The following is a 22,913-nucleotide window of genomic DNA, read 5'->3' as shown; positions in this document are numbered from 1 at the left end:
ACCCGAGTAACGGCCGGGCGGCTCGCCGTGTCAGGCCGCCACCTGCCGTCCCCCGGCGCCCATCGGCAGCATGAATGTCAGGGCTGCGCAGGTGGCGAGCATGGCGGCCGAACCCCACAGGCAGCCTTGCAGCCCGGCGTACTGCGTCAGGACGCCTGAGAGCAGGATGCCGAACAGGCGCCCGGCGGCGTTGGCGGCATAGTAGAAGCCGACGTCTTCGGCGGCCTTCTCCGATCCCGCGTAGGCCAGGATGAGGTAGGAGTGCAGTGACGAGTTCACCGCGAACGCGAAGCCGAAGATGGCCAGCCCGGCCACGACCACCAAGTCCGGGCGGCCGACGGCGCCGGTCGCCAGCATCAAGCCGAGGGCGATGGGGATGATGGCCAGCGCCACTCCCCAGAGGCGCGCCTCCGGCACCTCGCGGGACAGCCCGTCCGGGCTGCGGCGGACCACCTGCGGCGCCAGGGCCTGCACGCCGCCGTAGCCGATTGTCCAGGCCGCCAGGAAGGTGGACACGCCGACGTAGTTCCAGCCCTGGCTGTAGAGGAACACCGGCAGGCCCACGACGAACCAGACGTCCCGCGAGCCGAACATGAAGACCCGAGCGCCCGCCAGCAGGTTGACGCCGCGGTTCTTGGCGAAGAGTTCCTTGAAGCTCTTGGACGCCTTGGCCTTGCCGAGTTCGCGCGGCAGGGACAGCAGCACGCCCACCAGGGCGACTGCGAGCAGCAGCACCAGCAGCCAGAGCGCCGGGCGGAAGCCGACGGCCTGGAGTAGGAAGCCACCGAGGAAGAAGCCGAAACCCTTCATGGCGTTCTTCGAGCCGGTGAACCAGGCGACCCAGCGGAACAACTGACCGGCACCCTGCTGCGAGGACGCCTTGATGGCCGATTTCGAGGCTGTCTTGGTCAGGTCTTTGGCCACGCCGGAGATACCCTGGGCGCAGACCACCCAGGCAACCGACGCTGCGGCGCTCCAGGCAGGGTCAAGCGCCGACAGCATCAGCAGGCCGCCGATCTGGAGCGTCAGGCCGATCGCCAGCATGCGGGGGATGCCGAACTTCGAGGCCAGCCAGCCGCCGCCCAAGTTGGCGAAGATGCCCGCCGCCTCGTAGAGCAGGAACAGGAAGGCCAGCGTGAACGGGGTGTAGCCGAGCTGGTAGAAGTGCAGCAGCACCAGCATCCGCAACGCGCCATCGGTGAGCGTGAAGCCCCAGTAGGCGCCGGTCACGATGAGGTAGTTACGGACGGCGGACATCAGACACCCCGTTCCCGGACGATGCAGGCCAGGTCGACCATGCGGCAGGCGTAGCCCATCTCGTTGTCGTACCACGCGTACACCTTCAGCATGGTGCCGTCGGTGACCATGGTGCTGGCGGCGTCGACGATTGCGCTGCGGGTGTCGTTGGCATAGTCGGCCGAGACCAGCGGGCGTTCTTCGTAGCCGAGGATGCCCGCCAGCGGCCCGGCGGCGGCCGAGCGGAACAACTCGTTTACCTCGGTCGCGGTGGTCTCGCGCTGCATCTCGAAGACGGCGTCCGTCAGGGAGGCGTTCAGCACCGGCGCCCGGACGGCGTGGCCGTTCAGGCGGCCCTGGAGTTCCGGGTAGATGAGCGCGATGGCCGTGGCGCTGCCGGTCGTGGTCGGCTGGAGGGACAGCATGGCGGAGCGGGCACGCCGCAGGTCCTTGTGTGGGGCGTCAACGACCACGTTGGTGTTGGTCGGGTCGTGGATGGTGGTGATCTGGCCATGCCGGATGCCGATGGCCTCGTGGACGACCTTGACCACCGGCGCCAAGCAGTTGGTGGTGCAGGACGCTGCCGTCAGCAGCCGGTGCTGCGCCGGATCGTAGCGGTCGTCGTTGACGCCCACCACGATATTCAGGGCCGCGGCCGCCGGGTCCTTGACCGGCGCGGCCACGATGACCCGCCTGACACCGCGGTCGAAGTAGCCCTGCAATTGCTCCTGCTTCAGGAACTTGCCGGTGCACTCCAGGACGACGTCGCAGCCCAGGTCGCCCCAGGGCACGTCAGCAGGCGCGGCCGCCGCGCTGAAGCCGACGCGCCGGTCGCCGACGACGATGGCGTCCTCGCCTTCCACGGCGATCCGCTCACGCCAGCGACCGTGGATGCTGTCGAACTCGAGGAGGTGGGCCGTTGCGGCGGCGGCGCCCTTGAGCTCGTTGACGTGGACGATGTCGAGGCGGTTCGCGCCGCGCGGGTCGCTCGCTTCCCGGAACACACCACCCAGCGCGGCCCGGACCGCCAGCCTGCCGATACGGCCCATGCCGTTGATGCCGACGCGCATGTCAGTGCTCCTTGGCGACGGTGAGAGGAGCCTCGCTGAGGTCGTCCAGCCGGTGCCGCAGCGACATGCGGTCCAGCGCCTCCATCTTGAGGCTGGTGAAAATCCCGAGGCGGCGGAACAGGCTGGCGTAGAGCTCGTTGAGCATCAGGGTGCGCTCGTGGGAGCCCACAGCGTATCGGCCGGGTCCGGGGAGCGGCCAGGAAGCCGTGATGGCATGGCCGCCGAAGTCAGGGCACTGCTGGCCCTGGAGTTCGTCGCAGAGCGTGATGACGAAGTCCATCCGGGGCGCATCGGCCTTCTGGAACTCCCGGTACGGCTTGCTGCGGACGCTCGAAACGTCGTGCCCGAGGCTCTTCAGCTTCTCGACGACCTCGGGCATCGGCTGGGGCGCCGGGTCCGATCCCGCCGAGTAGGCCCGAAAGCGCTCACCGCCGAGCTTGTTCAGGATGGCCTCGGCCATCAGCGAACGGGCGGAGTTGCGCGTGCACAGGAAGAGGACGTTGAAGGCCGGGGTCATGGGACCGTTCTCCGGAGGGCTGGTGGGCCAAGCCCGCGTCAGGTCGCCGCAAAGCTCGGGTCGCCCGCCGCAGCAGTCCTGCGACAGGAAGGTGACAAGATGGCGCAGGCGCTCGATCTGGGCGGCGTAGATCAGGCTGCGGCCCTGCCGGGTCGGGCGGACCAGCCCGACCTGCTCCAAAGCGCGCAGGTGGAATGACAGGGTCGATGGGACGATGCTGAGAGCCGTTCCAATAGCGCCCGCGGACAAACCGTTCGGACCCGCCTCCAGAAGGGTGCGGAGGAGGTCCAGGCGGGATTCCTGTCCCAAGGCTGCAAAGACGGCGGCGGCGTCCGGTGATTCCATGTTTCCGATCTGGTCCTCGTAATCCGCTGCGTCAGCCGTTCGGCCGACGGTTCATGACGGTGCGCTCGCGGACCACGTTCTGGACCTCCCGCAGGCGTCCGGCATCCAGAGGCACCAGCCCGCGCTGAGCCAGGTAGCCACCGCTGCCCAGCGCACGGTCGGACACATACTCGGCCAGGTAGTCCTTCAGGGCGGGGATGCGCTCCAGGTTCGGCCGCTTCGCGTAGAGGAAGAGTGGCCGAGACAGCGGGTATCGGCCGGACGCGATCGTCTCCGGCGTGTCATCGACCCCTTCGATATGCGAACCCTCGACGCGGTCGCGGGCGGCGTCGAGGAAGCTGAAGCCGAAGATGCCGAGCGTGCCGTCAGCGTCAGTGGTGATGCGTCGTACGATAGCTTCGTCGTCCTCCCCGGCGTCCACCCAGCGGCCGTCTTCCCGGACGGTGGTGCAGATGCGGTTGCGCTCGGCCGTATCGCTGATGGCAACCACCTCGGGAGCGGAGCGGCAGCCCGCCATCATCGCGAGTTCGGTGAAGCTGTCGCGCGTGCCCGAGGTTCGCGGCGGACCGATGACCCGGATAGGCCAATCCGGCAGGTCGGCCGACACCTGGCGCCACGAGGTATAGGGGTTGGGCACCATGCGGCCGTTCTGCGGAACCTCCTTGGCGACGCCCAGCCAGAGTTGGGTGAGGGAGAAGTTCGGCGACGGCAGCCCCTTCCGGTGGGCAACGACGATGCCGTCGAAGCCGATCGGCACCTCCATGATCTCGTTCACGCCGTTCCGCACGCACAGCGAGAACTCGCCTGCGGTCATCCGGCGCGAGGCATTTTGAACGTCAGGGTGCTCCAAGCCCGGTCCCCGGCAAAACTGGGCAAACCCGTGCACGGTGCCGGTGCTGGCGACCTTGACCCGCTGGCCGCCAGCGGCTTCCGCCATACTCTCGGCGACGGCGCTGCTGAAGGGGTAGACCGTGGAGCTCCCGGTGACGAGGACTGTCTCCCGTGGCTGCGCCGCGGCAGGCGCCGGGGCCCATGCCACTGCTGCGAGTAGCGCCGTCGCCAGTAGCGGTCGAAGGAACTCCGGCCGCCTCTGCGGCCCACGTCGGTCGCTGGCGACTGGGTATGCAGAACCTTGGCTCAAGGAGGGATCGGACATCGCTTCTCAACCTTGATTGTGGCCGGTCGGCTCGAGCTCGCCGTGGATATTTCGATAATTGCAGAAACATCGTAGCGTAAGGAATTCAAGGTGTCTGTTTCAGAATTATGAAACTTCAGTGTCTTGAAGGGCGCCGCCTTCTGGCCGGTAAGGCCGTAGAGGCGGCGCAACAGCGCGTCGGGGTCAGCAGCAGAGTATTCTTGCGCGACATGAACCTTGCAGAGCAGCACCTCCCGAGGGCCCGGCCCGTCTAGGCTAATCCTCTCTGAACGAAGGTCTCCTCGGCCCGCCGGTGCACGGTAAGAGGCGGGGAGCGGACCTGGGTCCGCTCCGTTGTTACAGGGTGCTGGGCGGCAGCGGTGACCAGCCGCTCCAGCCAATATAGAGGCCGACCAGCAGGATCAGTGCCGCCGAGGCATACGGCGCCGACGCGCGACAAGGTCGAGCGGGCCGGACCAGCGGCGCTCCGCGTGGCGCATGCCGATTGCCGCCGCAATGCCGACGGAGGCCATCGCCACGGCGAGGCCGCCCGGGAAGCAGAGCAGCAGGACGGTGATGGCCGCCGGGCACGGGATCAGACCACCGATCAGACCGAACAGGACGATCTGCCAAGTGGTCACAGGGCGGCCGGTGAAGCGGCGCCGGATCTCCTCAGTGTGCGCCCGCTCATGCGCAACCTGGAAGCCAGATGGCGACATGCCTAGTCCTTCATGACTGTGGTCATGATCATGTCCATGGTCGTGCTCGCGCTCGTGGGCCGCGACTTCGTACCCATGGGCCGCAGACCGCTGCTGCGCCGAACCTGAAATATCTTGTCACACTTGGGCAATCTCTGGCTCGCACTCGAAGGCCACTTTGGTGCCATCGAGTTCACGCGGGCGGGCCACCAGCCTGCCCGTGCTTGCCTAGACCGAGGAAGCTCAAAGATGCGCCTTGCCACCTCCATCGCGGCCGCTGCCCTGGCCGCTGTCGCCGTCGCGGCGCAGACCCTGCCCGCAGCCGCGGATTCCGCCTACCAGGCGTTCGGTGACCGCGGCCGCGCCCAGGAGGTCAAGCGGACGGTCGACATCGTCATGCGCGACAACAGCTACCAGCCGCAGCGCCTCCAGGTCCGGGCCGGGGAGACTGTCCGCTTCCGGGTGCGCAACGCGGGCGAGCTGCTGCACGAGTTCAACATCGGCACTGCGGTCATGCACCAGCAGCACCAGCGCGAGATGCAGGCCATGTTCGACAGCGGCATGATGTCGGCGACCAGCAAGGATGCCATGGCTGGCATGGACCACTCCAAGATGCCGGGAATGAACCATGGTGCCATGGGGCACGGCGGCATGAACCACGGTGGCGCGCCGATGAGCCACGACGACCCGAACGCCGTCCTGGTGAACCCCGGCCAGACCGAGGAGATGGTCTTCCAGTTCACCAAGGCCACCGAGCTCGAGTTCGCCTGCAACGTCCCGGGCCACTACGAGTCCGGCATGGTGGGCAACGTCGTCTTCCAGCGCTGACCAGCGAGCATGACCATGCCGCGCCGATCGCGGCCAAGGATCGAACGATGACCAATGACAAGCTGAGCAGGCGGCAGGCGCTGGGCCTCGGGGTCGCCGCCCTGGCGTTCCCGGCCGCGTCCGGCGCCCTGGCGCAGCCCGCCGTCGGCCGGGCGATGCCGCGCGAGTTCAACCTGACCCTGTCCCACGTGACGGCCAACATCACCGGGCGCCGCCGCCCGGCCATGGCCATCAACGGGCAGATCCCGGGTCCCGTGCTGCGCTTCCGCGAGGGCGAGGAGGTGGTGATCAACGTCACCAACCGGCTGCGCGAGCACACCTCGATCCACTGGCACGGCCTGATCCTGCCGAGCAGCCAGGACGGCGTGCCGGGCATCAGCGACGGCTTCCAGGGCATCGACGCGGGCGGCACGCACCAGTACCGCTTCCCGCTCGTCCAGGCCGGGACCTACTGGTACCACAGCCATTCGGGCCTGCAGGAGCAGTCCGGCATCTACGGGTCCATCGTCATCGACCCCGCGACGCCGGAGCCCTTCGGCTACGACCGCGACTACATCGTCCAGTTGTCGGACTGGACGGACGAGACGCCGAGCCACGTCATCGCCAACCTCAAGCGCGATCCCGGCTACTACAACTACAACAAACGCACCCTGGCCAGCCTGATCGGCGAGCTCCGCCGCGCGCCGGACGGCGCCGCGCGGTCGGCCATCGTCTCCGACCGCGTCATGTGGGGCGACATGCGGATGGACCCGACCGACATCGAGGATGTCGGCGGCTACACCTACCTCGTCAACGGCCACACCCCGGCGCAGAACTTCACCGGGGTGTTCCGGCCGGGCGAGACGGTGCGCCTGCGCTTCATCAACAGCGGCGCCATGACGCATTTCGACGTGCGCATCCCCGGGCTCGAGATGACCGTGGTCCAGGCGCACGGCAACAACGTCCGCCCTGTCACTATCGACGAATTCCGCATTGCCCCGGCCGAGACCTTCGACGTGCTGGTTCGCCCGCGCGACGGGCGCCAGTACCAGGTGCTGGCGGAATCCATGGGCCGTCAGGGCTTCGCGCAGTTCAGCCTGGCCACCCAGGAGGGCCTGCCCGCCCTGCCCCTGCCGCCACACCGCCCGCGCCCCGTCCTGACTATGGCCGACATGGGCATGAACTACGGGCCCAAGGGGCTGGACCGCGGCACGCAGATGCCGGAGGTGGACGCGCCCGGCCACGTCGCGCCCATGGACATGGGCGGCATGAACCATGGAAGCATGGCTGGCATGGACCATTCCGCCATGCAGATGCCAGCCGGGGGCTCGCAGGGCATGCAGCAGGGCTCCATGGCTGGCATGGACCACTCCTCCATGCCCGGGATGGACCACTCGGGCATGGCCGGGATGGACCATGGCGGGATGACTGGCATGAACCACGGTGCCATGGGCGGCATGGCGGGCATGGACCACGGCAACATGCCCGGCATGAACAATGGCGCGGCGGGCGCCGGTGCCATGGCCGGAATGGACCATGGCGGCATGGCGATGCCGGACCCGCTGGTGAATGACGTCGGCGCGCCGCCGGGTGCCCGCGTGCTGTCCTACCGCGACCTCCGGGCTGCCAAGCCGCTCTACCCGGTGCGCGAGCCCACCCGCGTGATCGAGATTCGGCTGACCGGCAACATGGAGCGGTACTTCTGGTCCATCAACGGCAACAGCTTCAGCCAGGCGCAGCCTATCCAACTGCACCTCGGCGAACGGGCGCGCTTCCGCTTCGTCAACGAGACCATGATGAACCACCCGATGCACCTGCACGGCATGTGGATGATGCCCCAGGTGGGCAACGGGGCCGAGAACCCCTTGCTGCACACGGTCAACATCAAGCCCGGCTCGACGGTCGACGTGGACATCGAGGCCGACGCGCCCGGCGGCTGGGCCTTCCACTGCCACATGCTTTACCACATGGAGACTGGGATGATGCGCAAGGTGTCGGTGGTCGCGCCGCGGCAGTCGGTTTCGGCGCGGTGACCGCCATGAAGACCAAGAGCATCCTGACCGCCGCCGCCTCCCTGGCTGTCCTGACCTTGGGCGCCCTCCAGGCCGCACCGGCGCACGCTCAGGCCATGCAGCACAGCACCGAGCCGCCCTTCAGCCACGAGGTGTTCACCGGCGCCGTGCTGTTCGAGAAGCTGGAGTACGGCTGGGGGCTGGACGGCCCCAACATCGGCCGCTGGGATGGGCAGGCTTGGTACGGCGGCGACGTCAACCGCGTCTGGCTGAAGACCGAGGGCGAGACGGCCCGGAACGGAACGGTTGAGGGCGCCGAGGTCCAGCTGCTCTATTCCCGCCTGCTCGGCTACTACTGGGACTTCCAGGCCGGTGTCCGCTACGACATCCGCCCGCGCCCGGACCGCTTCTACGGCGTCATCGGGCTGCAGGGGCTGGCGCCTGGCATGTTCGAGGTCGACGTCCAGGGCTTCGTCAGCGAGAAGGGCGACCTCTCGGCGCGCGCCGAGGTATCCTACGATGCCTACATCACCCAGCGGCTGGTGCTCCAGCCCAACGTCGAGGTCAACCTCGCGCTCCAGAAGGTGCCCGAGCTCGGCGTCGGCAGCGGCTTCAACGATATCGAGGCCGGGCTGCGCCTGCGCTACGAGGTCACCCGCAAGGTATCGCCCTACATCGGCGTCAGCTACGAGCGGAAGCTGGGCGACACGGCCCGCTACGCCCGCAACGAGGGCGAGGACGTCGGCGGCTGGGCCTTCCTGACCGGCATCCGCCTGTTCTTCTAAGGGCAACCACGATGATCCGCATGTCCCTCGCGGCGCTGCTCACGATGACCGGGCTGGCGGCGGCCGCCGAGCCCGCCGCGACGGTCCGGGAGCTGAACCGGGGACTGGTAGCGGGGGAGACGTTCGCCTACGACCCCGCCCTGGTCCGGGTGCCGGTGGGCGGTTCCGTCCGCTTCGAGCCCACCGACAAGGGCCACAACGTCACCCCGATCGCCTCGCTGTGGCCCGCCGGGGTGCCGCCGCTCAACGTGCCGTTCAACAGCGAGGCGACGGCGACCTTCGACCGCCCCGGCGTTTATCCGGTGCAGTGCACACCCCACACTGGGTTGGGCATGGTGGCCCTGATCGTGGTGGGAGACGCCGACATGGACGAGTTCGCAGCGAAGGCTGCATCCGCCCCGGGCCTCACTCCGAAGGCACGGGCGAAGCTGGGTGTCCTCGCCGGTGCCGCCGGTCGATCCTGACGCCGAGCGGGAGGCCCGGGCCGCCAGCCCGCTTCCCCCCGAGGCTCACATCCTCGTCGTCGAGGACGACGGGGAGATGCGCACGCTCATCGCCAAGTTCCTGCGCCAGAACGGCTTCCGGGTCTCGGGGGCACGCAACGGCGCCGAGATGTGGGACACGATCTCACTAGCCCCGGTGGACCTGGTGCTGCTGGACGTGATGCTGCCGGGCCAGTCGGGGCTCGACCTGTGTCGGATGCTCCGCGCGAGGTCCGAGGTCCCGATCATCATGGTGACGGCCCGCGGTGAGGAGGCCGACCGCGTGGTGGGCCTCGAACTCGGCGCCGACGACTACCTCCCCAAACCGTTCAGCCGTCCGGAACTCCTGGCCCGCATCCGGGCCGTGCTGCGGCGCGCCCAGGCCGGGGCAGCCCGGACGGGGCTCGTCACTGGCGATAGGATGGTCTTCGCCGACTGGGTGCTCGACACCCGGCGTCGTGAGCTGGCGGCTCCCGACGGCTCGGCGGTCGACCTGTCCAGCGGCGAGTACGACCTGCTGCTGGCCTTCTGCGAGCACCCGCAGCGCGTCCTGTCTCGCGACCAGCTGCTGGATCTGGCCCGCAACCGGATCTCGGACAGCATCGACCGCTCGGTGGACGTCATGGTCAGCCGCCTCCGCCGCAAGCTGGAACCGCTGCCGGACAGCCCCGCCATGATCAAGACCGTCCGGGGCGCAGGCTACATGTTCGTCCCAGCGGTCGCGCGTCGATGAGGCGGCTGCTCCCCAGCACCCTGGCCGGACGTATCATCTTGGTGCTGCTGGTTGGCCTGATGGCCTTCCACGTTGGCAGCCTGTGGCTGCACCAGACGGGCAGCGACCTCCTGCTGGGCAGCACGCAACAGAAAGTGACCGGAGAGCGGGTTGCCGCAGCCGCCCGCGCCATCGGCATGGTGCCGCCGGATGTCCGCGAGGCCGTGGCCCAAGCCCTGTCCTCGCCGGGATTTCAGGTGAGCTGGCAATCCGGCGCCGCAACGGGCGCGGGGTCGGCCCAGGACCTCGCTGCCACCGGCCACCTGGAGACCGAAGGCACTGTCAACCTGCCGGACGGAAGCCATCTCTGGTACCATGCCGACCCGCTGCAAGCGCAGCCGGAGCACGCCACGCTTCTGTCCACCACGGCGATGGCAGTCGGCATCCTGGTGCTGGGCCTGCTGGTGGTGCGCATCATCGCGCGACCGCTACGAGAACTCTCCAGCGCGGCCGATCGCATTGGCAGGCCAGGGCAAACGGTCACCGTGCCCGAGGAAGGGCCCCGCGAGGTCCGGCAGGCGGCGCAGGCCTTCAACCGCATGCAGGCACGCATCGACCGCCTCATCGCCGACCGGACCCAGGCGCTGGCAGCTGTCAGCCATGACCTCCGTACGCCCTTGGCGCGCCTGCGCCTGCGCGCGGGCTTCCTGGACGACGCCGAGGTGCAGCGGCAGATCGACGCGGACCTCGATGAGATGGACGCCATGATCGGCTCCACACTGGCCTACCTGCGGGGCGACGAGGAGCAGGAGGAGGTGCGGTCCGCCGACATTGCAGCGATTCTCCAGACGCTCTGCGGTGACGCCGAGGACATGGGCAAATCGGTGATCTATGAGGGACCAGCCCAGGCGCGGCTGCCGTGCCGGGCCATCGCGCTCAAGCGCGCCTTCGCCAACATCATTGACAACGCGGTGAAGTACGGCACCTCGGCCCGGGTAATGCTGGCCGACCAGGGGAGAGAACTTATGGTCCACGTTGACGATGTGGGACCGGGGGTGCCCGAGGAGCAATTGGAGAGCGTCTTCCAGCCCTTCTATCGCCTGGAGCACTCCCGCAACCGCCAGACCGGCGGCTCTGGCCTCGGGCTGGCCATCGCGCGCCAAGCTGTCGGCCGCCATGGCGGGTCGGTGACCCTCGAGAACCTCGCGGGCGGCGGCCTGCGCGCCAGCATCCGCCTGCCACGGCAAGCTTAGGAGCGCGAGCATGCGTGTCATCACCTCTCGTAGGAGCTTCCTGTACGGCTCGATAGCGGCGGCCCTGCTGCCAGCGGCTTGCGGTGGCCCACCCAAGGTGGAAGCCTGGCGGGACCGCACATGCGGCTGCTGCGGCGGCTGGGTCGAGCATCTGCGGGCCGAGGGCTTCGAAGTGGACGACAAGCTCGTGGACGCCGTCGGACCGCATCGACAGGCGCTCGGCACGCCATCGGACCTGATGTCCTGCCACGCGGGGAAGGTCGGACGCTATGCGCTTGAGGGCCACGTTCCGGCCGCAGCCATCCGGCGCCTACTTCGGGAGGAACCCGCAGGTATCACCGGGCTGTCCGTGCCCGTCATGCCGGTCGGCGTGCCGGGCATGGAAGTGCCGGGATCGGAGCCCTCCACCTACGACGTCATCGCCTTCGGGGCTGACGGCGCCTGGCGGAGGTGGATGCGCTTCCGAGGGTTGGAGACCGCATGACCGGAAGTCGCGCCATTGCCAATCGCGACATGCCGCATGGAAACATGTCGCCACCCTACGTGCTGCGAGGCGGGCCGGTCATGGCCTGCGGTCTGAGACCCGCCTCGCGGTGTCGTCGCCCCGGCCCGCCGCGGCGGGCCGGGGTGCCTGCCGAACCCCTGCCACCTTAGGAGGACACATGACCCACACTACACGGAACGCGTTCGGGAAGGTCGCGCTCGCTGCAACGCTGCTGCTGGGCCTTGCCGCTTGCGCGCAGCCCGGCGGCCCGCCTGCGGCGACGCCGACCTCATCGCAGATGTCCTTGTCCCCGGCGCTGAGCACCCCGTCGGGCTCGTCCGCCGCCACGGCCACCACTAGCTCGCAAGGCAGCATGGGCTCCATGCCCGGCCACGACATGTCCAGCATGCAGGGCCACAACATGGGGGGCATGGGCAGCATGAACATGCAGCAGATGATGCAGCACTGCCAGCAGATGCGGGCCCAGGGCCAGCAAGGCTCGCTGTCGCCGCAGATGCAGCAGATGATGCAGCAGTGTCAGGCAATGAACCACTGACGAGATGAGGCGGGGCGTCCCAGGACGCCCCGCCTCGCACTCGCGTGGAAGCCAGGGTGCAGTTCCGCTGACATCAATTGATAAGATGGCGCAAGCGGGCGGACACACTGGCGGCCCATCCTCTCCAGGTGCCGGACGAGAACCGGCAAACCTGATTGAGGATCTCGCTATGACACCCCGCTTCCAATCCGCGCTTTTCGCCCTCTCCCTGTTTGCGGCGGTCGGCGGTTCCGCCGCGGTGGCGCACGCCAACGGGCCCATCGAGGTTGTTGGGCAGGGCGAGAACTTCGCCGTGGTCTACCCGCCTGGCCATGACGAGAACGTCGTGGGTGGCGGGCGTGTCGCCGTTGCCGGGAACGGGGAGAACCTGAGGATTCGCTACCTCGATCCCGGCGCCGCGCACCCGGTCCCCGGCGTTCCGGTTCCGACCGGTGGAGAGTCGGGCGGCGTCGCCTACGTCCAGCCTGACCATCACTACGGTGCGAAGACGGCCGAGGTGATGAGCAACCCGCACGTCCGGCACCACATGTAGCCGTCAGGCGCCAACGGGATCAGGACGGCGTCACCGCCACCGGGGCGGCCCAGCTCCGGCGGGAGTGTCCCGGGCGGCGGCCTGTCCGAGAAGGCTCAGGCAGCGACGAGCTGGTTCGCGTAGCCCGCTTCCTGGATGGCCGCGGCGAACTCCGCCTGGGACACCGAGGAGGTCACGGTCACGCGCCTGTTCTCCACGTCGGCGCTGAACTCGGCCGAGGCGTCCTTGGACTTGACGGCCTGCTCCACCTTCTTGGCGCAGCCGCCGCACTTCATGCCCGGAACGTCAAAGCGATACATCGTGCTCTCCTCCTCAATGACCGCATAACAGGTGGGGCTTGCCGCCATGGGAAGGTCAAGGCCAGCGCTATATCCGACCGGCGCCCTTGACCTTCCCACAATGGGAGACCCCACGTCCGAGAACAGCCGAGTGTCGGGCACAGCAGCCGCGGAGGAACCCCGCTGATGGACGAGCATCAACACCATCATCACGGTCACGGCGCCCATCATGGTGGGCATAAGCCAGCCAACGACATGGAAGCCAAGGTCCGCGATCCGGTCTGCGGCATGGCTGTTGACCCTGCCAAGACGCCGCACCATGCCCAACATCACGGCACCGCCTTCCACTTCTGCTCGGCGGGCTGCAAATCGAAGTTCGAAGCTGACCCGGGCAAGTACCTGAAGGCGGAGAAGGTGGCTGCGCCGACGGCGGCGGAGAAGGCCGCCATCTACACCTGCCCGATGCACCCGGAGATCCGGCAGCAGGGCCCGGGCAGCTGCCCCATCTGCGGCATGGCCCTGGAGCCGCTGGAGATCACCGCCGAGGCCGCCCCCAACGCGGAGCTCGCCGACATGACGCGGCGGTTCTGGATCGGCCTCGTGCTGACCCTGCCCATCCTCGTCCTGGAGATGGGCGCCCACATCCCGGGCCTCGGCATCCATCACCTGGTGCCGCCCAGGGTCTCCGTGTGGGTCCAGTTCCTGCTCGGGACGCCCGTCGTGCTCTGGGCGGGCTGGCCTTTCTTCGTGCGCGGCTGGCAGTCGTTCAGGAACCGCAGCCTGAACATGTTCAGCCTGATCGCCCTTGGGACCGGCGCGGCCTACCTCTACAGCCTAGTCGCGACCTTCGCGCCCGGCGTCTTCCCCGAGGGCTTCCGCGGCATGGACGGCACTGTCGCCGTCTACTTCGAGGCGGCCGCCGTCATCACGGTGCTTGTCCTGCTCGGGCAGGTGCTGGAGCTCCGGGCCCGCGAGCAGACCGGCGGCGCCATCCGCGCCCTGCTGAACATGGCGCCCAAGACGGCACGGCGCCTCAAGGAAAGCGGCGAGGACGAGGAGATTCCGCTGGCCGAGGTGCATGCGGGCGACCGGCTGCGGGTGCGGCCGGGCGAGAGCGTGCCGGTGGACGGCGAGGTGCTGGAGGGGAGCGGCGCCGTGGACGAGTCCATGGTCACCGGCGAATCCTTGCCCGTGGAGAAGGCGCCCGGCTCCAAGGTCATCGGCGGCACCGTGAACGGCACCGGCGCCTTGGTGATGCGGGCGGACAAGGTCGGCTCGGACACCATGCTCTCGCGCATCGTCGCCATGGTGGCCGAGGCGCAGCGCAGCCGGGCGCCCATCCAGCGCATGGCCGACACGGTGGCGGGCTGGTTCGTCCCCGCGGTCATCGCCGTGGCGGCGCTGGCCTTCGTCGCTTGGGCAGCCTGGGGTCCGAGCCCGGCGCTCTCCTACGGACTGATCGCCGCCGTCTCGGTGCTCATCATCGCTTGCCCCTGCGCGCTCGGCCTGGCGACGCCCATGAGCATCATGGTCGGCGTCGGCAAGGGCGCGTCCGCGGGCGTGCTCATCAAGAACGCCGAGGCGCTCGAGCACATGGAGAAGGTCGACACCCTGGTCGTGGACAAGACCGGCACCTTGACGGAGGGCAAGCCAAAGGTCGTGGCCGTGGTCCCGGCACCCGGCCTGACCGAGGCCGAGGTGCTGCCGCTGGCCGCCAGCCTGGAGCGGTCCAGCGAGCACCCGCTGGCGGCCGCGGTCGTGGCCGCCGCCAAGGAACGTGGCATGGCCTTCGGGGAACCGGCCGACTTTGCCTCCGTCACCGGCAAGGGCGTGACCGGCACGGTGGAGGGGCGCCAGGTGGCACTGGGCAACGCGCGCCTGATGCAGGAGCTTGGCGTCGACCTGGGTGGTCTCGCCGCCCGGGCCGACGAGCTCCGGCGTGAGGGCGGCACGGCGCTCTTCCTGGCTGTGGACGGCGGGCCGGGCGGCGTCATCGCCGTGGCCGACCCGGTCAAGCAGAGCACGCCCGCGGCGCTGGAGAGCCTGCGCGCCAGCGGTATCCACATCGTCATGCTGACGGGCGACAACCGCACGACGGCGGAGGCGGTGGCCCGCAGGCTCGGCATCGAGGACTTCCAGGGCGACGTCCTGCCCGAGGACAAGCACCGCATCGTCCGGGAGCTCCGCGCCAAGGGGAAGGTCGTCGCCATGGCGGGCGACGGCGTGAACGACGCCCCGGCGCTGGCGGAGGCCGACGTCGGCATCGCCATGGGCACCGGGACGGACGTCGCCATGCAGAGCGCCGGTGTGACCCTGGTGAAGGGCGACCTCGCGGGCATCGCGCGGGCGCGGCTCCTGTCGCGCGCGGTGATGCGCAACATCCGGCAGAACCTGTTCTTCGCCTTCGTCTACAACGCGGCCGGTGTGCCGCTGGCGGCGGGCGTGCTCTACCCGGTGCTGGGCCTGCTGCTTAGCCCGATCGTGGCGGCCCTGGCTATGGCGCTGAGCTCGGTCTCGGTGATCGGCAACGCACTGCGCCTGCGGACCACGCGCATCTGACGGAACCAGCGGGGCAGTTCGAAAGCTGATGGTGCCGATGGGAATTCATGTCCGAGACCCGGCTCTTCTTCCAACCTGGGCATCCGCGCGTGTACCGGCTTGCCTGGGCAAGGTTGAGGGGGACTTGGGTTGACGGGCTGCTCCGGCAACGGCGGACTCCGGGGCACGTCGCCCGCGGACCTGCCCCCGATGTCCGGCGAAGGCAGGCACATCCTGGTCGTCGAGGACGACGAGGACCTCCGCAGGCTCCTGCTCTCCCTGCTGCGCCGGAACGGGTTCCGTGCCACCGGCGCCCGGGACGGCGTGGAGATGCGGCGCCTCGTCGCGGCGGCGCCGGTGGACCTCGTCCTGCTCGACGTGATGCTGCCCGGCAAGTCGGGGTTCGAACTCTGCCGCGATCTCCGAACCGAGGATCGGGTGCCGGTGATCATCCTCACGGCCCTGGGCGAGACGTCCGACCGGGTCATCGGTCTGGAACTCGGTGCCGACGATTTCGTCGTGAAGCCAGCTGACCCTCGCGAACTGGTCGCGCGCATCCGCGCGGTCCTGCGCCGCGCTGAGAACCCGGAGGGCTCCCCGGGTGCCCAAGGGCGCGAGATGGCACGCTTCGCCGGGTGGTCCCTGCACACCCGGCGGCGCGAGCTGCTCCGGCCGGACGGGGTGGCCGTCGAATTGACGAGCGGCGAGTACGACCTCCTGCTCGCCTTCGTCGAGCGGCCGCAGCGGATTTTGACGCGGGACCAACTCCTGGACCTTGCCCGGAACCGCCCCTACGGCGGGCTGGACCGCTCCATGGACGTGCAGATCAGCCGGTTGCGCGCCAAGCTGGGTCCCCGCCCGCACGAGGATGGCGAGCCGGGCCTGATCAAGACCGTGCGGGGCATCGGCTACCTGCTCTCCAGCCCCGTGGAATGGTCGGCGTGAGGCGCCTTGTCCCGCAATCCCTGGCCGCGCGGACGCTCGCGGCGCTGACGATCGGCTTCGCGGTCCTCTTCGCGGCCATGGTGGGGATCCACGACATCCTCCTCCGGCAGGCGGTGGAGCGCGGGACCGAGGAACTGCTGGCCCATCGTCTCGCAACGCTGATGGATGCCGTGGCCGCGGCGCCCGAAGCAGACCGCGACCAGGTGGCGCATGCCCTGTCCCGGGTGGACCTGAGCGTGCACTGGCGGCCCGACCCGTTGCCGACGCCGGAACACCCCCTCAAGGGAGATTGGAGCACGGTAGCGGCTCGCACCCTGGCGCTGTCCGGACTCGCCAGCGAGGTGCGCGTACGTTCCGGGCGCCAGGACGCGGCCTCGGACCGGATCGTCGACGTGGGCGCCATGGCGCGCCTCCAGGATGGTTCGTGGCTGGATGTGGATATCGCCTCCCTCAACGTCCTGTCCGCCGACCAGAGCGCGCTGCACCTCTACGCGGCCGCCATCGGCCTCGCGCTGCTGCTGGCCGTGGGCATCGCCGTGCGCTCGGTCTCGGCGCCGGTCACCGCTTTGGCAAAGGTTGTCTCCAGCATGGACATCGAGCGCGCGATGCCGGTCCTGGTGACCTCCGGCCCGCGCGAGGTGAGGCAGTTGGCCGAGGCGCTGAACGACATGGCCGCCAGGACACGCGACGCGTTCCGGCAGCGGACGCTGGCATTGGGTGCGCTCTCGCACGATCTGATGTCGCCCATCGCCCGCCTGCGCCTGCGCGCCGAGGAGATGCCTGACGAGGTCCGGGAGCCGGTCCGGCGCGACCTCGCGGAGATGGAGACCATGGTTTCCGACGTCCTCGCCTACCTGCGCGGGGGGCATGCCGGTGAGGCCATCCAGCCGCTGGCGTTCACCGCGCTCCTCCGCACCATCGTGGACGAGTTCGCCGAAGCGGCCATTCCCGTCCGGGAAGGGCGCATGGACGAGGAGGCCGTCGCGCCGGGACGGCGCGTCGCCGTCAAGCGGGCCATGACGAATCTGGTGGCCAACGCCGCGCGGCACGGGCGCGATCCCTGGGTGGAGGTCGAGGCCCTTGCCGACGAGGTGCTGGTGCGGGTCGGCGACCACGGCCCCGGCATTCCACGCGAGGACCTGTCGCGGGTCACCGAGCCGTTCTTCCGCGGCGACCGGACGCGCACGGCGGGCGGCGGGAGCGGCCTCGGCCTCTCGACCGCACGGGCCATCGTCGAGGCTCACGGCGGCGGGCTGACGATCGAGAGCGCCGTGGGACGTGGAACGGTGGTGACGGTGCGGCTCCCTCGCCGGACCGTCGGCTCGGACTGCAATAAAACGTTGTAATCCGCTGGTGGCCCCGGCGGCTGCAGCGAGCGTTGAGGCAGACGTCGGGAACGATGTTCACCGGCCGCGTCGCGCGCGGCGCGGTCCTGGGGCATCGCTTCCGATCAGAGGAAAGGACCGAAGCCGATGACGATCGACCGTCGTGCAGCCCATGTGGCCGCCCTGGCCATCCTTGCTGCCCCGCTCCTGTGGGCTGCGCCCTCGCTGGCCCAGGGCGCCAGCCACCCGACAACGGCCCAGGAAGCCACGGCCGGGTACCACGCGGCGATGGAGAAAATGAACCGGGAGATGGCTGCCGAAGCCCCTTCCGGCAACGCGGACCGGGACTTCGCGAGCATGATGGCCAAGCATCACCAGGCCGCCATCGACATGGCGCGGGTGGAACTCGAGCATGGCCGTGACCCTGAGATGCGGAAGATGGCCGAGGAGGTCGTCCAGAAGCAGCAGCAGGAAATCGCCCAACTGCGGACCTGGCTGTCCCGGCAGCCCGCGAAGTGAGATCCACCCGGCCCGCGGCCCCGACATAGGTCGTGGCCAGCAGCAACAAATTGGTGGGAAATCGCGGCTGCACCGCGTCAACTGCCTGCTTATTGAAGAGGTCGGACGTTCGCCGGGGCAGCAGGCCACGGCGAGCGCTGACAGGAGATCCCATGCTTTCTCGCCTCACCTTCCTCCGCCACGGCATCCTTGCCGCCGCCCTCAGCATCCTGGTTCCCGGCGCCGCCTCCGCGCACGCGATGCTGCACTCGTCGGACCCGGCCGACGGCGCGACGCTGAACGCGTCCCCGCGCACGCTCAACCTGGCCTTCACCGAGGACTGCCGCGTGACGGCGCTGCGCCTGCTCGACGAAAGCGGCCGGGAGCAGCAGGTGCGCCGCGAGGGCGGCCGGGCCGCGTCCAGCCAGGTGACCGCAACGCTGGCGGGCCCACTGCGTCCCGGCGGCTACCGGCTCGAGTGGCGCGCGATGGGTGACGACGGCCACGTCATGAGCGGGGCGGTGCGGTTCGCGGTGAACGCGGCCCGGTGATCCTCGAACTGCTTGGGCCGGAGCCGGACCTGCTGCGTGCCCTCTCCGTGGCGCTGCGCCTCGCCTACTACGTGTCCTGCCTCGGTGCGGCGGGCCTCGCCATCTTCGCCATGGGCTTCGGACGCCTCCAGGAGGCCGGTGATATCGCCGCATGCCGCCGCCTGACCTTGGTCATGGTGGCGGTGGGGTTGGGCTCGAGCCTTGCCTGGCTGACGGCCCAGGTCGCCTTGGCGTCGGACGGCGATCCGTTTGACGCCGAGATCTGGGACATGATGCTGGGTTCGCGTCCCGGCATTTCCGTGTTGGTCACCTGGGCGGGCCTGCTTGCCGTGGCGGTGGCAACCTGGGTCGGACGCGCGGCCCTGGTGCTCGGAGCCGCTGGCGTGCTGGCGGTCGCCGCCAGCTTCACCCAGGTCGGCCACACGACCCAGCACCAGCCACGGTGGCTGCTGGCCGCGGCGTTGGTGGCGCACCTGCTCGCGGCGGCCTTCTGGGCGGGCAGCCTGTGGCCGCTCACGATCGCCTCCAGACGTGCGGGTCCGCAGGCCGCGCGCATGGTCGAGGGATGGGCGCGGGCCGCCTCCTGGATCGTCGCTGGCCTCGTCCTCGCCGGAGTGACGCTGGCGTGGCTGCTGGTCGGGCAACTGGACCTGCTCGTGACCACCGCCTACGGCGGCGCCCTGCTAGCCAAGGTCGCACTGGTTGGCACGCTGCTGGGCTTTGCGGCGTGGCATCGCTTCCGGCTGACTCCGGCCCTGGCGGCCGGAGCACCGGGTTCCGGCGCCCGCCTCGCGGCTTCCATCGGCTGGGAGATTGTCGTGATGGTACTGGTCTTTTGGGCTGTCGCCGAGATGACCTCGACCAGCCCTCGTCCCGAGGGAGTATAGTTAGCAGCGTCCCGATGCGGAGCGCTGGCCATGTCGGCGAGGCGTTTCGTACGGGAACCACAGGTCCGCTGCTCCCGGCCGGGCATCCGAGGCGGATGGCGCTCTCCGGCACCTTGTCCCAGATCAAGGCCAGGGTGTGGTGGGCAAGGCATGATCCAGATGTGGGAAGGAGATCCAAGATGCATGACCATGCGGAAACCTCTTGGTGGCGCAGCCGGACCGGCATCGCGGTCATCGGCCTCGCGCTCGTGGCCGCGTTCTACGTCCTCCGCGAACACTACGCGCATGTCTTCGGCGTGCTGCCGTATCTGCTCCTCCTGGCTTGCCCCCTGATGCACCTGTTCATGCACCATGGCCACGGCGGGCACGCCGGGCACGGGGAGGTGCGCGACGAGACCAAGCCGGGGGCGGAGCGCGGGCGGATCTAGCTGTCCGGCGCTGGTCTCACCGCCGTCTGGGCTAGGGCAGCCGACGCCGAGGGGCGATCGCCGTCGGGCATGCACGGCGCGGCGCGCGGACCTTGGCGACACGGCTGGTTGGGGCTGCAACCGACACTTTGACGCCCTGATTGCGGGGCTCCGGGAAGCCCGCCTTCGTTCGCCACCTTGCGGCATACGAGGCGCAACCATGCCGGGATTGACGCCTTACTGGGGTACCAGCGGAGCGGACGGACCGATGCGCCTGAAGGCGAGCGCAATCCAAGCTGTACTTGTTCTGGCGCTAGGCCTGTGCGTGTCCCTGCTCGCCGTGCCCGCGCGGGCCCACGGTGGTGCCCATGCGGCATTCTCTGTCCCCGTCCCCGCAAGGATCTACGCCCATGCGAGCCATCCGGCGCCTGCTTCCCTGGAGGTGCGGCCATCCAGCCCTGCCATGAAGGCCAGGAGGGCCGGGAAGAAGTGCTGTCCGAATTGCGGTGACGGCGGCATGCGGCCCGGATGCTGCACCTTCGGGCATTGCGGAAGCGGCGCCGCGCTGCTGCCGACAATGAGGCTCCAGGCCGTGCCGGTGGTCAGCGACAGCGGCTTCTTCGCCATGCCGACGGCGTCAGTTGTGGGCATCACGCCGGACCTTCCTTCTCCACCACCCCGATAAGGCGTCCCAGGCCACCCGCGGAGCCCATGGCCCGCGGGTGGCGGAGCATTGCCCGGAACCGCTGCTGACAGGGCACGGGACCGCGTCAGCGCTCCACCAGGATCGGCCGTCGGCCCGGCGTACGGGCTGGCGAACCTCGCCTCACGGACATCCCAACGGAGAAGAAAAATGCATCAGATGACCCCCGCCATGCAGGCCTGCATTGAGGAATGCCTGCGCTGTCACTCCACCTGCTTAGGCATGGCCATGAACCACTGTCTGGAGGTGGGCGGCAAGCATGTGGAACCGCAACACTTCAGGCTGATGATGGCCTGCGCCACCATCTGCCAGACTTCTGCCGACATGATGCTGATCGGCACGCCCCACCACAAGCACACCTGCGCCGAGTGCGCCGAGATCTGCGAGGAGTGCGCCAAAAGCTGCGAGGCCGTGGGGGGCATGGAGGACTGCGTCGCGCAGTGCCGCAAGTGCGCCGCGTCCTGCCGCCAGATGAGCACCTGACGCCGGGACAAGGACCGGACAGCAGGTCTGGTCCTTGTCACCTCCACCGGAAGCAAACGCTTCCTGAGCAGATCAAAACGTTCTGAAGGAGTTTCGGCATGAGCCAGAATCAGCATCTCAGCAGCCTGCTCACGAACCTCACGGACCGGCTGGCTGACACCCTGCACGGCGCGCTGGGTGGGCTTCACTTCAATTTCGAGGCCGGTGGCCATGTCCACAACGTCACCTTCGGCGGTGAGAGCGCAGACACCTTGGGCGGCACCGACGGCGCCGAGTTCACCTGGGGCCTTGAAGGCGACGACCGCATTGGCGGGGGCGGCATGGACGATGTTCTCCACGGCGGTGCGGGCGCCGACGTGGTCTCCGGCAATATGGGCGACGACGAGGTCGAAGGTGGTGACGGCAATGACACCCTCTACGGCGGCCCAGGCGCCGACACGGTGCGCGGCGGACCCGGGAATGACTACCTGGACGAGGGTGAAGGGCACAGCACCGTCGACGGCGGCATGGGCGACGACACCCTGGTTGGCGGAGGCGGCCCGGACGCCTTCATGATCGGTCGGATGAGTGGCCACGACGTCATCAAGGACTTCACCGCCGGTCCCGGCATGTTCGACCACCTGGCGGTCATGGACGGCCTCCAATGGACAGACCTTGCCTTTGCCGACACCGCAGATGGGGTCCAGGTCAGTTGGGACGGGGGTTCAGTCCTGCTGGAAGGCGTCTTCAAGGCGGACCTGGCGCAGGACGACTTCATGTTCGGCGACGCGGCCGACCTGCCTCCCGGCCTGCGGGTGCCTGACGGCCCAGCCGACGAGGCACCGACGCCCAGCGTAGCGGGCCCCGAGGTGCCTGGTGAGCCGCAGGCCGGTGCCATCTTCGACCTTCTGGCCGACCACGTCTTCGATGACCACACCTTGATCTTCGACATCGAGGGGAATGCCGTCCTCCGCGGCACCGCTGGTGCCGATACCCTGACGGGGTCGTCGGAATCGGACACGATCTTCGGACTGGCGGGAGACGACACCATCTCAGGCCTGGCCGGGGACGACCATCTCCAGGGTGGCGACGGCCGTGACACCATGGCGGGCGGCGATGGCATGGACCGCCTGATGGGTGAGGCTGGCGACGACAGGCTCTTCGGCGGGGCGGAGTCCGACGAGCTCATGGGTGGCGACGGGAACGACTACCTCGACGAAGGCGCCGCGCACGGGATGCTGAACGGCGGCATGGGCGACGACACCCTGGTCGGCGGCACCGGCGCCGACGCCTTCATGGTGTCGATGGACAGCGGCCACGACGTGGTCCTGGACTTCGAAGCGACCGGCGAGGCCCAAGGCGCCTTCGACCACATCGCCTTCATGGAGGGCATCCAGCCCGCGGATGTCGTGGTCCAGGACACGGCCGAGGGTGCCCTGGTCGGCTGGGGCATGGGCGAGGATGGCACCTTCGCGGGGTCCATCCTCCTCGAGGGCATCGCCAAGGACGACCTGCGGCAGAGCGACTTCATGTTCGCCGAGGCGCCAGGCTTCGTGGAGGGCATCGGCGACTTCGGCTCGTGGTACGTCTTCCCGGAGAGCGGCGGCGTGATTGCCTGAGTTCCCGGGGAAGGAGCGCCGACCGGACAGCTCCTTTCAACGTGGCCGGTGCTTCCGAGCACCGGCCGCCCCTTCA

25 protein-coding genes are annotated in these 22,913 nt (G+C 69.0%); 18 read left to right on the top strand and 7 right to left on the bottom strand.

Translation table 11 applies throughout. From position 1 onward, the window contains the following. Positions 1-30: 30 nt before the first annotated feature. The 5 genes from arsJ to IBL25_RS03350 all read right to left on the bottom strand — a co-directional run bounded on the left by arsJ (position 31) and on the right by IBL25_RS03350 (position 5,133). On the bottom strand, positions 31-1,257 hold the full coding sequence (gene arsJ, locus IBL25_RS03370) for an organoarsenical effux MFS transporter ArsJ (RefSeq protein WP_187777147.1): 1,227 nt from the start codon (positions 1,255-1,257) through the stop codon (positions 31-33). After that, on the bottom strand, positions 1,257-2,306 hold the full coding sequence (locus tag IBL25_RS03365; RefSeq protein ID WP_187777146.1) for an ArsJ-associated glyceraldehyde-3-phosphate dehydrogenase: 1,050 nt from the start codon (positions 2,304-2,306) through the stop codon (positions 1,257-1,259). The genes arsJ and IBL25_RS03365 overlap by 1 nt, the downstream gene beginning before the upstream one ends. A 1-nt stretch (position 2,307) precedes the next feature. After that, on the bottom strand, positions 2,308-3,168 hold the full coding sequence (locus IBL25_RS03360) for a metalloregulator ArsR/SmtB family transcription factor (RefSeq protein ID WP_187777145.1): 861 nt from the start codon (positions 3,166-3,168) through the stop codon (positions 2,308-2,310). A 31-nt stretch (positions 3,169-3,199) separates the two neighbouring features. After that, on the bottom strand, positions 3,200-4,324 hold the full coding sequence (locus IBL25_RS03355) for a substrate-binding domain-containing protein (protein ID WP_238940182.1): 1,125 nt from the start codon (positions 4,322-4,324) through the stop codon (positions 3,200-3,202). A gap of 401 nt (positions 4,325-4,725) precedes the next feature. Further along, positions 4,726-5,133 (bottom strand): HoxN/HupN/NixA family nickel/cobalt transporter, encoded by a 408-nt coding sequence (locus IBL25_RS03350; RefSeq protein ID WP_379656171.1) that lies wholly within the window; start codon positions 5,131-5,133, stop codon positions 4,726-4,728. A 117-nt stretch (positions 5,134-5,250) separates the two neighbouring features. Here IBL25_RS03350 and IBL25_RS03345 point away from each other — a divergent pair, with 117 nt between their 5' ends. The 9 genes from IBL25_RS03345 (at position 5,251) to IBL25_RS03305 (ending at position 12,624) form a co-directional block, all read left to right on the top strand. Then, on the top strand, positions 5,251-5,829 hold the full coding sequence (locus IBL25_RS03345) for a cupredoxin domain-containing protein (protein ID WP_187777143.1): 579 nt from the start codon (positions 5,251-5,253) through the stop codon (positions 5,827-5,829). A gap of 47 nt (positions 5,830-5,876) precedes the next feature. Then, positions 5,877-7,841 (top strand): copper resistance system multicopper oxidase, encoded by a 1,965-nt coding sequence (locus IBL25_RS03340; RefSeq protein WP_187777142.1) that lies wholly within the window; start codon positions 5,877-5,879, stop codon positions 7,839-7,841. Between the two features lie 5 nt (positions 7,842-7,846). Beyond that, on the top strand, positions 7,847-8,605 hold the full coding sequence (locus IBL25_RS03335) for a copper resistance protein B (protein ID WP_187777141.1): 759 nt from the start codon (positions 7,847-7,849) through the stop codon (positions 8,603-8,605). Positions 8,606-8,616: 11 nt separating this feature from the next. Continuing rightward, positions 8,617-9,069 carry a plastocyanin/azurin family copper-binding protein gene (locus IBL25_RS03330; protein ID WP_187777140.1) on the top strand — a complete coding sequence of 151 codons (453 nt, stop codon included), beginning with the start codon at positions 8,617-8,619 and terminating at the stop codon, positions 9,067-9,069. Beyond that, positions 9,038-9,820 carry a response regulator gene (locus tag IBL25_RS03325; RefSeq protein WP_379656165.1) on the top strand — a complete coding sequence of 261 codons (783 nt, stop codon included), beginning with the start codon at positions 9,038-9,040 and terminating at the stop codon, positions 9,818-9,820. Before IBL25_RS03330 ends, IBL25_RS03325 begins: the two co-directional genes overlap by 32 nt. Before the next feature lie 41 nt (positions 9,821-9,861). After that, positions 9,862-11,052, top strand: coding sequence for an ATP-binding protein (locus IBL25_RS03320; RefSeq protein ID WP_367615546.1), 1,191 nt, complete (start codon positions 9,862-9,864; stop codon positions 11,050-11,052). Between the two features lie 10 nt (positions 11,053-11,062). Then, positions 11,063-11,536 carry a DUF411 domain-containing protein gene (locus tag IBL25_RS03315; RefSeq protein ID WP_187777138.1) on the top strand — a complete coding sequence of 158 codons (474 nt, stop codon included), beginning with the start codon at positions 11,063-11,065 and terminating at the stop codon, positions 11,534-11,536. Between the two features lie 178 nt (positions 11,537-11,714). Beyond that, positions 11,715-12,092, top strand: a complete 378-nt coding sequence (locus IBL25_RS03310) for a hypothetical protein (protein WP_187777137.1) — start codon at positions 11,715-11,717, stop codon at positions 12,090-12,092. A gap of 169 nt (positions 12,093-12,261) precedes the next feature. After that, positions 12,262-12,624, top strand: coding sequence for a hypothetical protein (locus IBL25_RS03305; protein ID WP_187777136.1), 363 nt, complete (start codon positions 12,262-12,264; stop codon positions 12,622-12,624). A 95-nt stretch (positions 12,625-12,719) separates the two neighbouring features. Here the strand turns inward: IBL25_RS03305 and IBL25_RS03300 are convergent, their stop codons facing one another. Continuing rightward, a complete protein-coding gene (locus IBL25_RS03300) occupies positions 12,720-12,923 on the bottom strand; it encodes a heavy-metal-associated domain-containing protein (RefSeq protein ID WP_187777135.1) in 204 nt (67 codons plus the stop codon). Between the two features lie 165 nt (positions 12,924-13,088). On the opposite strand from IBL25_RS03300, the gene IBL25_RS03295 reads away from it, so the two are divergent. The 7 genes from IBL25_RS03295 (at position 13,089) to IBL25_RS03265 (ending at position 20,074) form a co-directional block, all read left to right on the top strand. Further along, complete coding sequence (locus IBL25_RS03295) at positions 13,089-15,461, top strand: heavy metal translocating P-type ATPase (RefSeq protein ID WP_187777134.1); 2,373 nt, start codon at positions 13,089-13,091, stop codon at positions 15,459-15,461. 189 nt (positions 15,462-15,650) lie between these two features. Beyond that, on the top strand, positions 15,651-16,385 hold the full coding sequence (locus tag IBL25_RS03290; RefSeq protein WP_187777133.1) for a response regulator: 735 nt from the start codon (positions 15,651-15,653) through the stop codon (positions 16,383-16,385). Continuing rightward, complete coding sequence (locus tag IBL25_RS03285) at positions 16,373-17,731, top strand: sensor histidine kinase (protein WP_187777132.1); 1,359 nt, start codon at positions 16,373-16,375, stop codon at positions 17,729-17,731. Before IBL25_RS03290 ends, IBL25_RS03285 begins: the two co-directional genes overlap by 13 nt. A 126-nt stretch (positions 17,732-17,857) precedes the next feature. Then, positions 17,858-18,229, top strand: a complete 372-nt coding sequence (copM, locus tag IBL25_RS03280; RefSeq protein ID WP_187777131.1) for a CopM family metallochaperone — start codon at positions 17,858-17,860, stop codon at positions 18,227-18,229. A 152-nt stretch (positions 18,230-18,381) separates the two neighbouring features. Then, on the top strand, positions 18,382-18,759 hold the full coding sequence (locus IBL25_RS03275; protein ID WP_187777130.1) for a copper resistance CopC family protein: 378 nt from the start codon (positions 18,382-18,384) through the stop codon (positions 18,757-18,759). Continuing rightward, positions 18,756-19,646, top strand: coding sequence for a CopD family protein (locus IBL25_RS03270; protein ID WP_187777129.1), 891 nt, complete (start codon positions 18,756-18,758; stop codon positions 19,644-19,646). Before IBL25_RS03275 ends, IBL25_RS03270 begins: the two co-directional genes overlap by 4 nt. A 179-nt stretch (positions 19,647-19,825) precedes the next feature. After that, positions 19,826-20,074: a DUF2933 domain-containing protein gene (locus IBL25_RS03265; RefSeq protein ID WP_187777128.1), complete on the top strand. Its 249-nt coding sequence runs from the start codon at positions 19,826-19,828 to the stop codon at positions 20,072-20,074. Positions 20,075-20,455: 381 nt separating this feature from the next. Here the strand turns inward: IBL25_RS03265 and IBL25_RS03260 are convergent, their stop codons facing one another. Beyond that, positions 20,456-20,707: a hypothetical protein gene (locus IBL25_RS03260; protein WP_187777127.1), complete on the bottom strand. Its 252-nt coding sequence runs from the start codon at positions 20,705-20,707 to the stop codon at positions 20,456-20,458. Positions 20,708-20,915: 208 nt separating this feature from the next. On the opposite strand from IBL25_RS03260, the gene IBL25_RS03255 reads away from it, so the two are divergent. Together IBL25_RS03255 and IBL25_RS03250 are read left to right on the top strand one after the other, a co-directional pair. Continuing rightward, positions 20,916-21,239: a four-helix bundle copper-binding protein gene (locus IBL25_RS03255; protein ID WP_238940180.1), complete on the top strand. Its 324-nt coding sequence runs from the start codon at positions 20,916-20,918 to the stop codon at positions 21,237-21,239. Positions 21,240-21,337: 98 nt separating this feature from the next. Beyond that, complete coding sequence (locus IBL25_RS03250) at positions 21,338-22,837, top strand: calcium-binding protein (protein WP_238940179.1); 1,500 nt, start codon at positions 21,338-21,340, stop codon at positions 22,835-22,837. The last annotated feature ends 76 nt before the right edge of the window (positions 22,838-22,913 follow it).

Origin of the sequence: Pseudoroseomonas ludipueritiae (genome assembly GCF_014490445.1) — a bacterium.
In the GTDB taxonomy this organism is placed as follows: domain Bacteria; phylum Pseudomonadota; class Alphaproteobacteria; order Acetobacterales; family Acetobacteraceae; genus Pseudoroseomonas; species Pseudoroseomonas ludipueritiae.
This window is presented reverse-complemented; position numbering and strand designations above follow the sequence as displayed.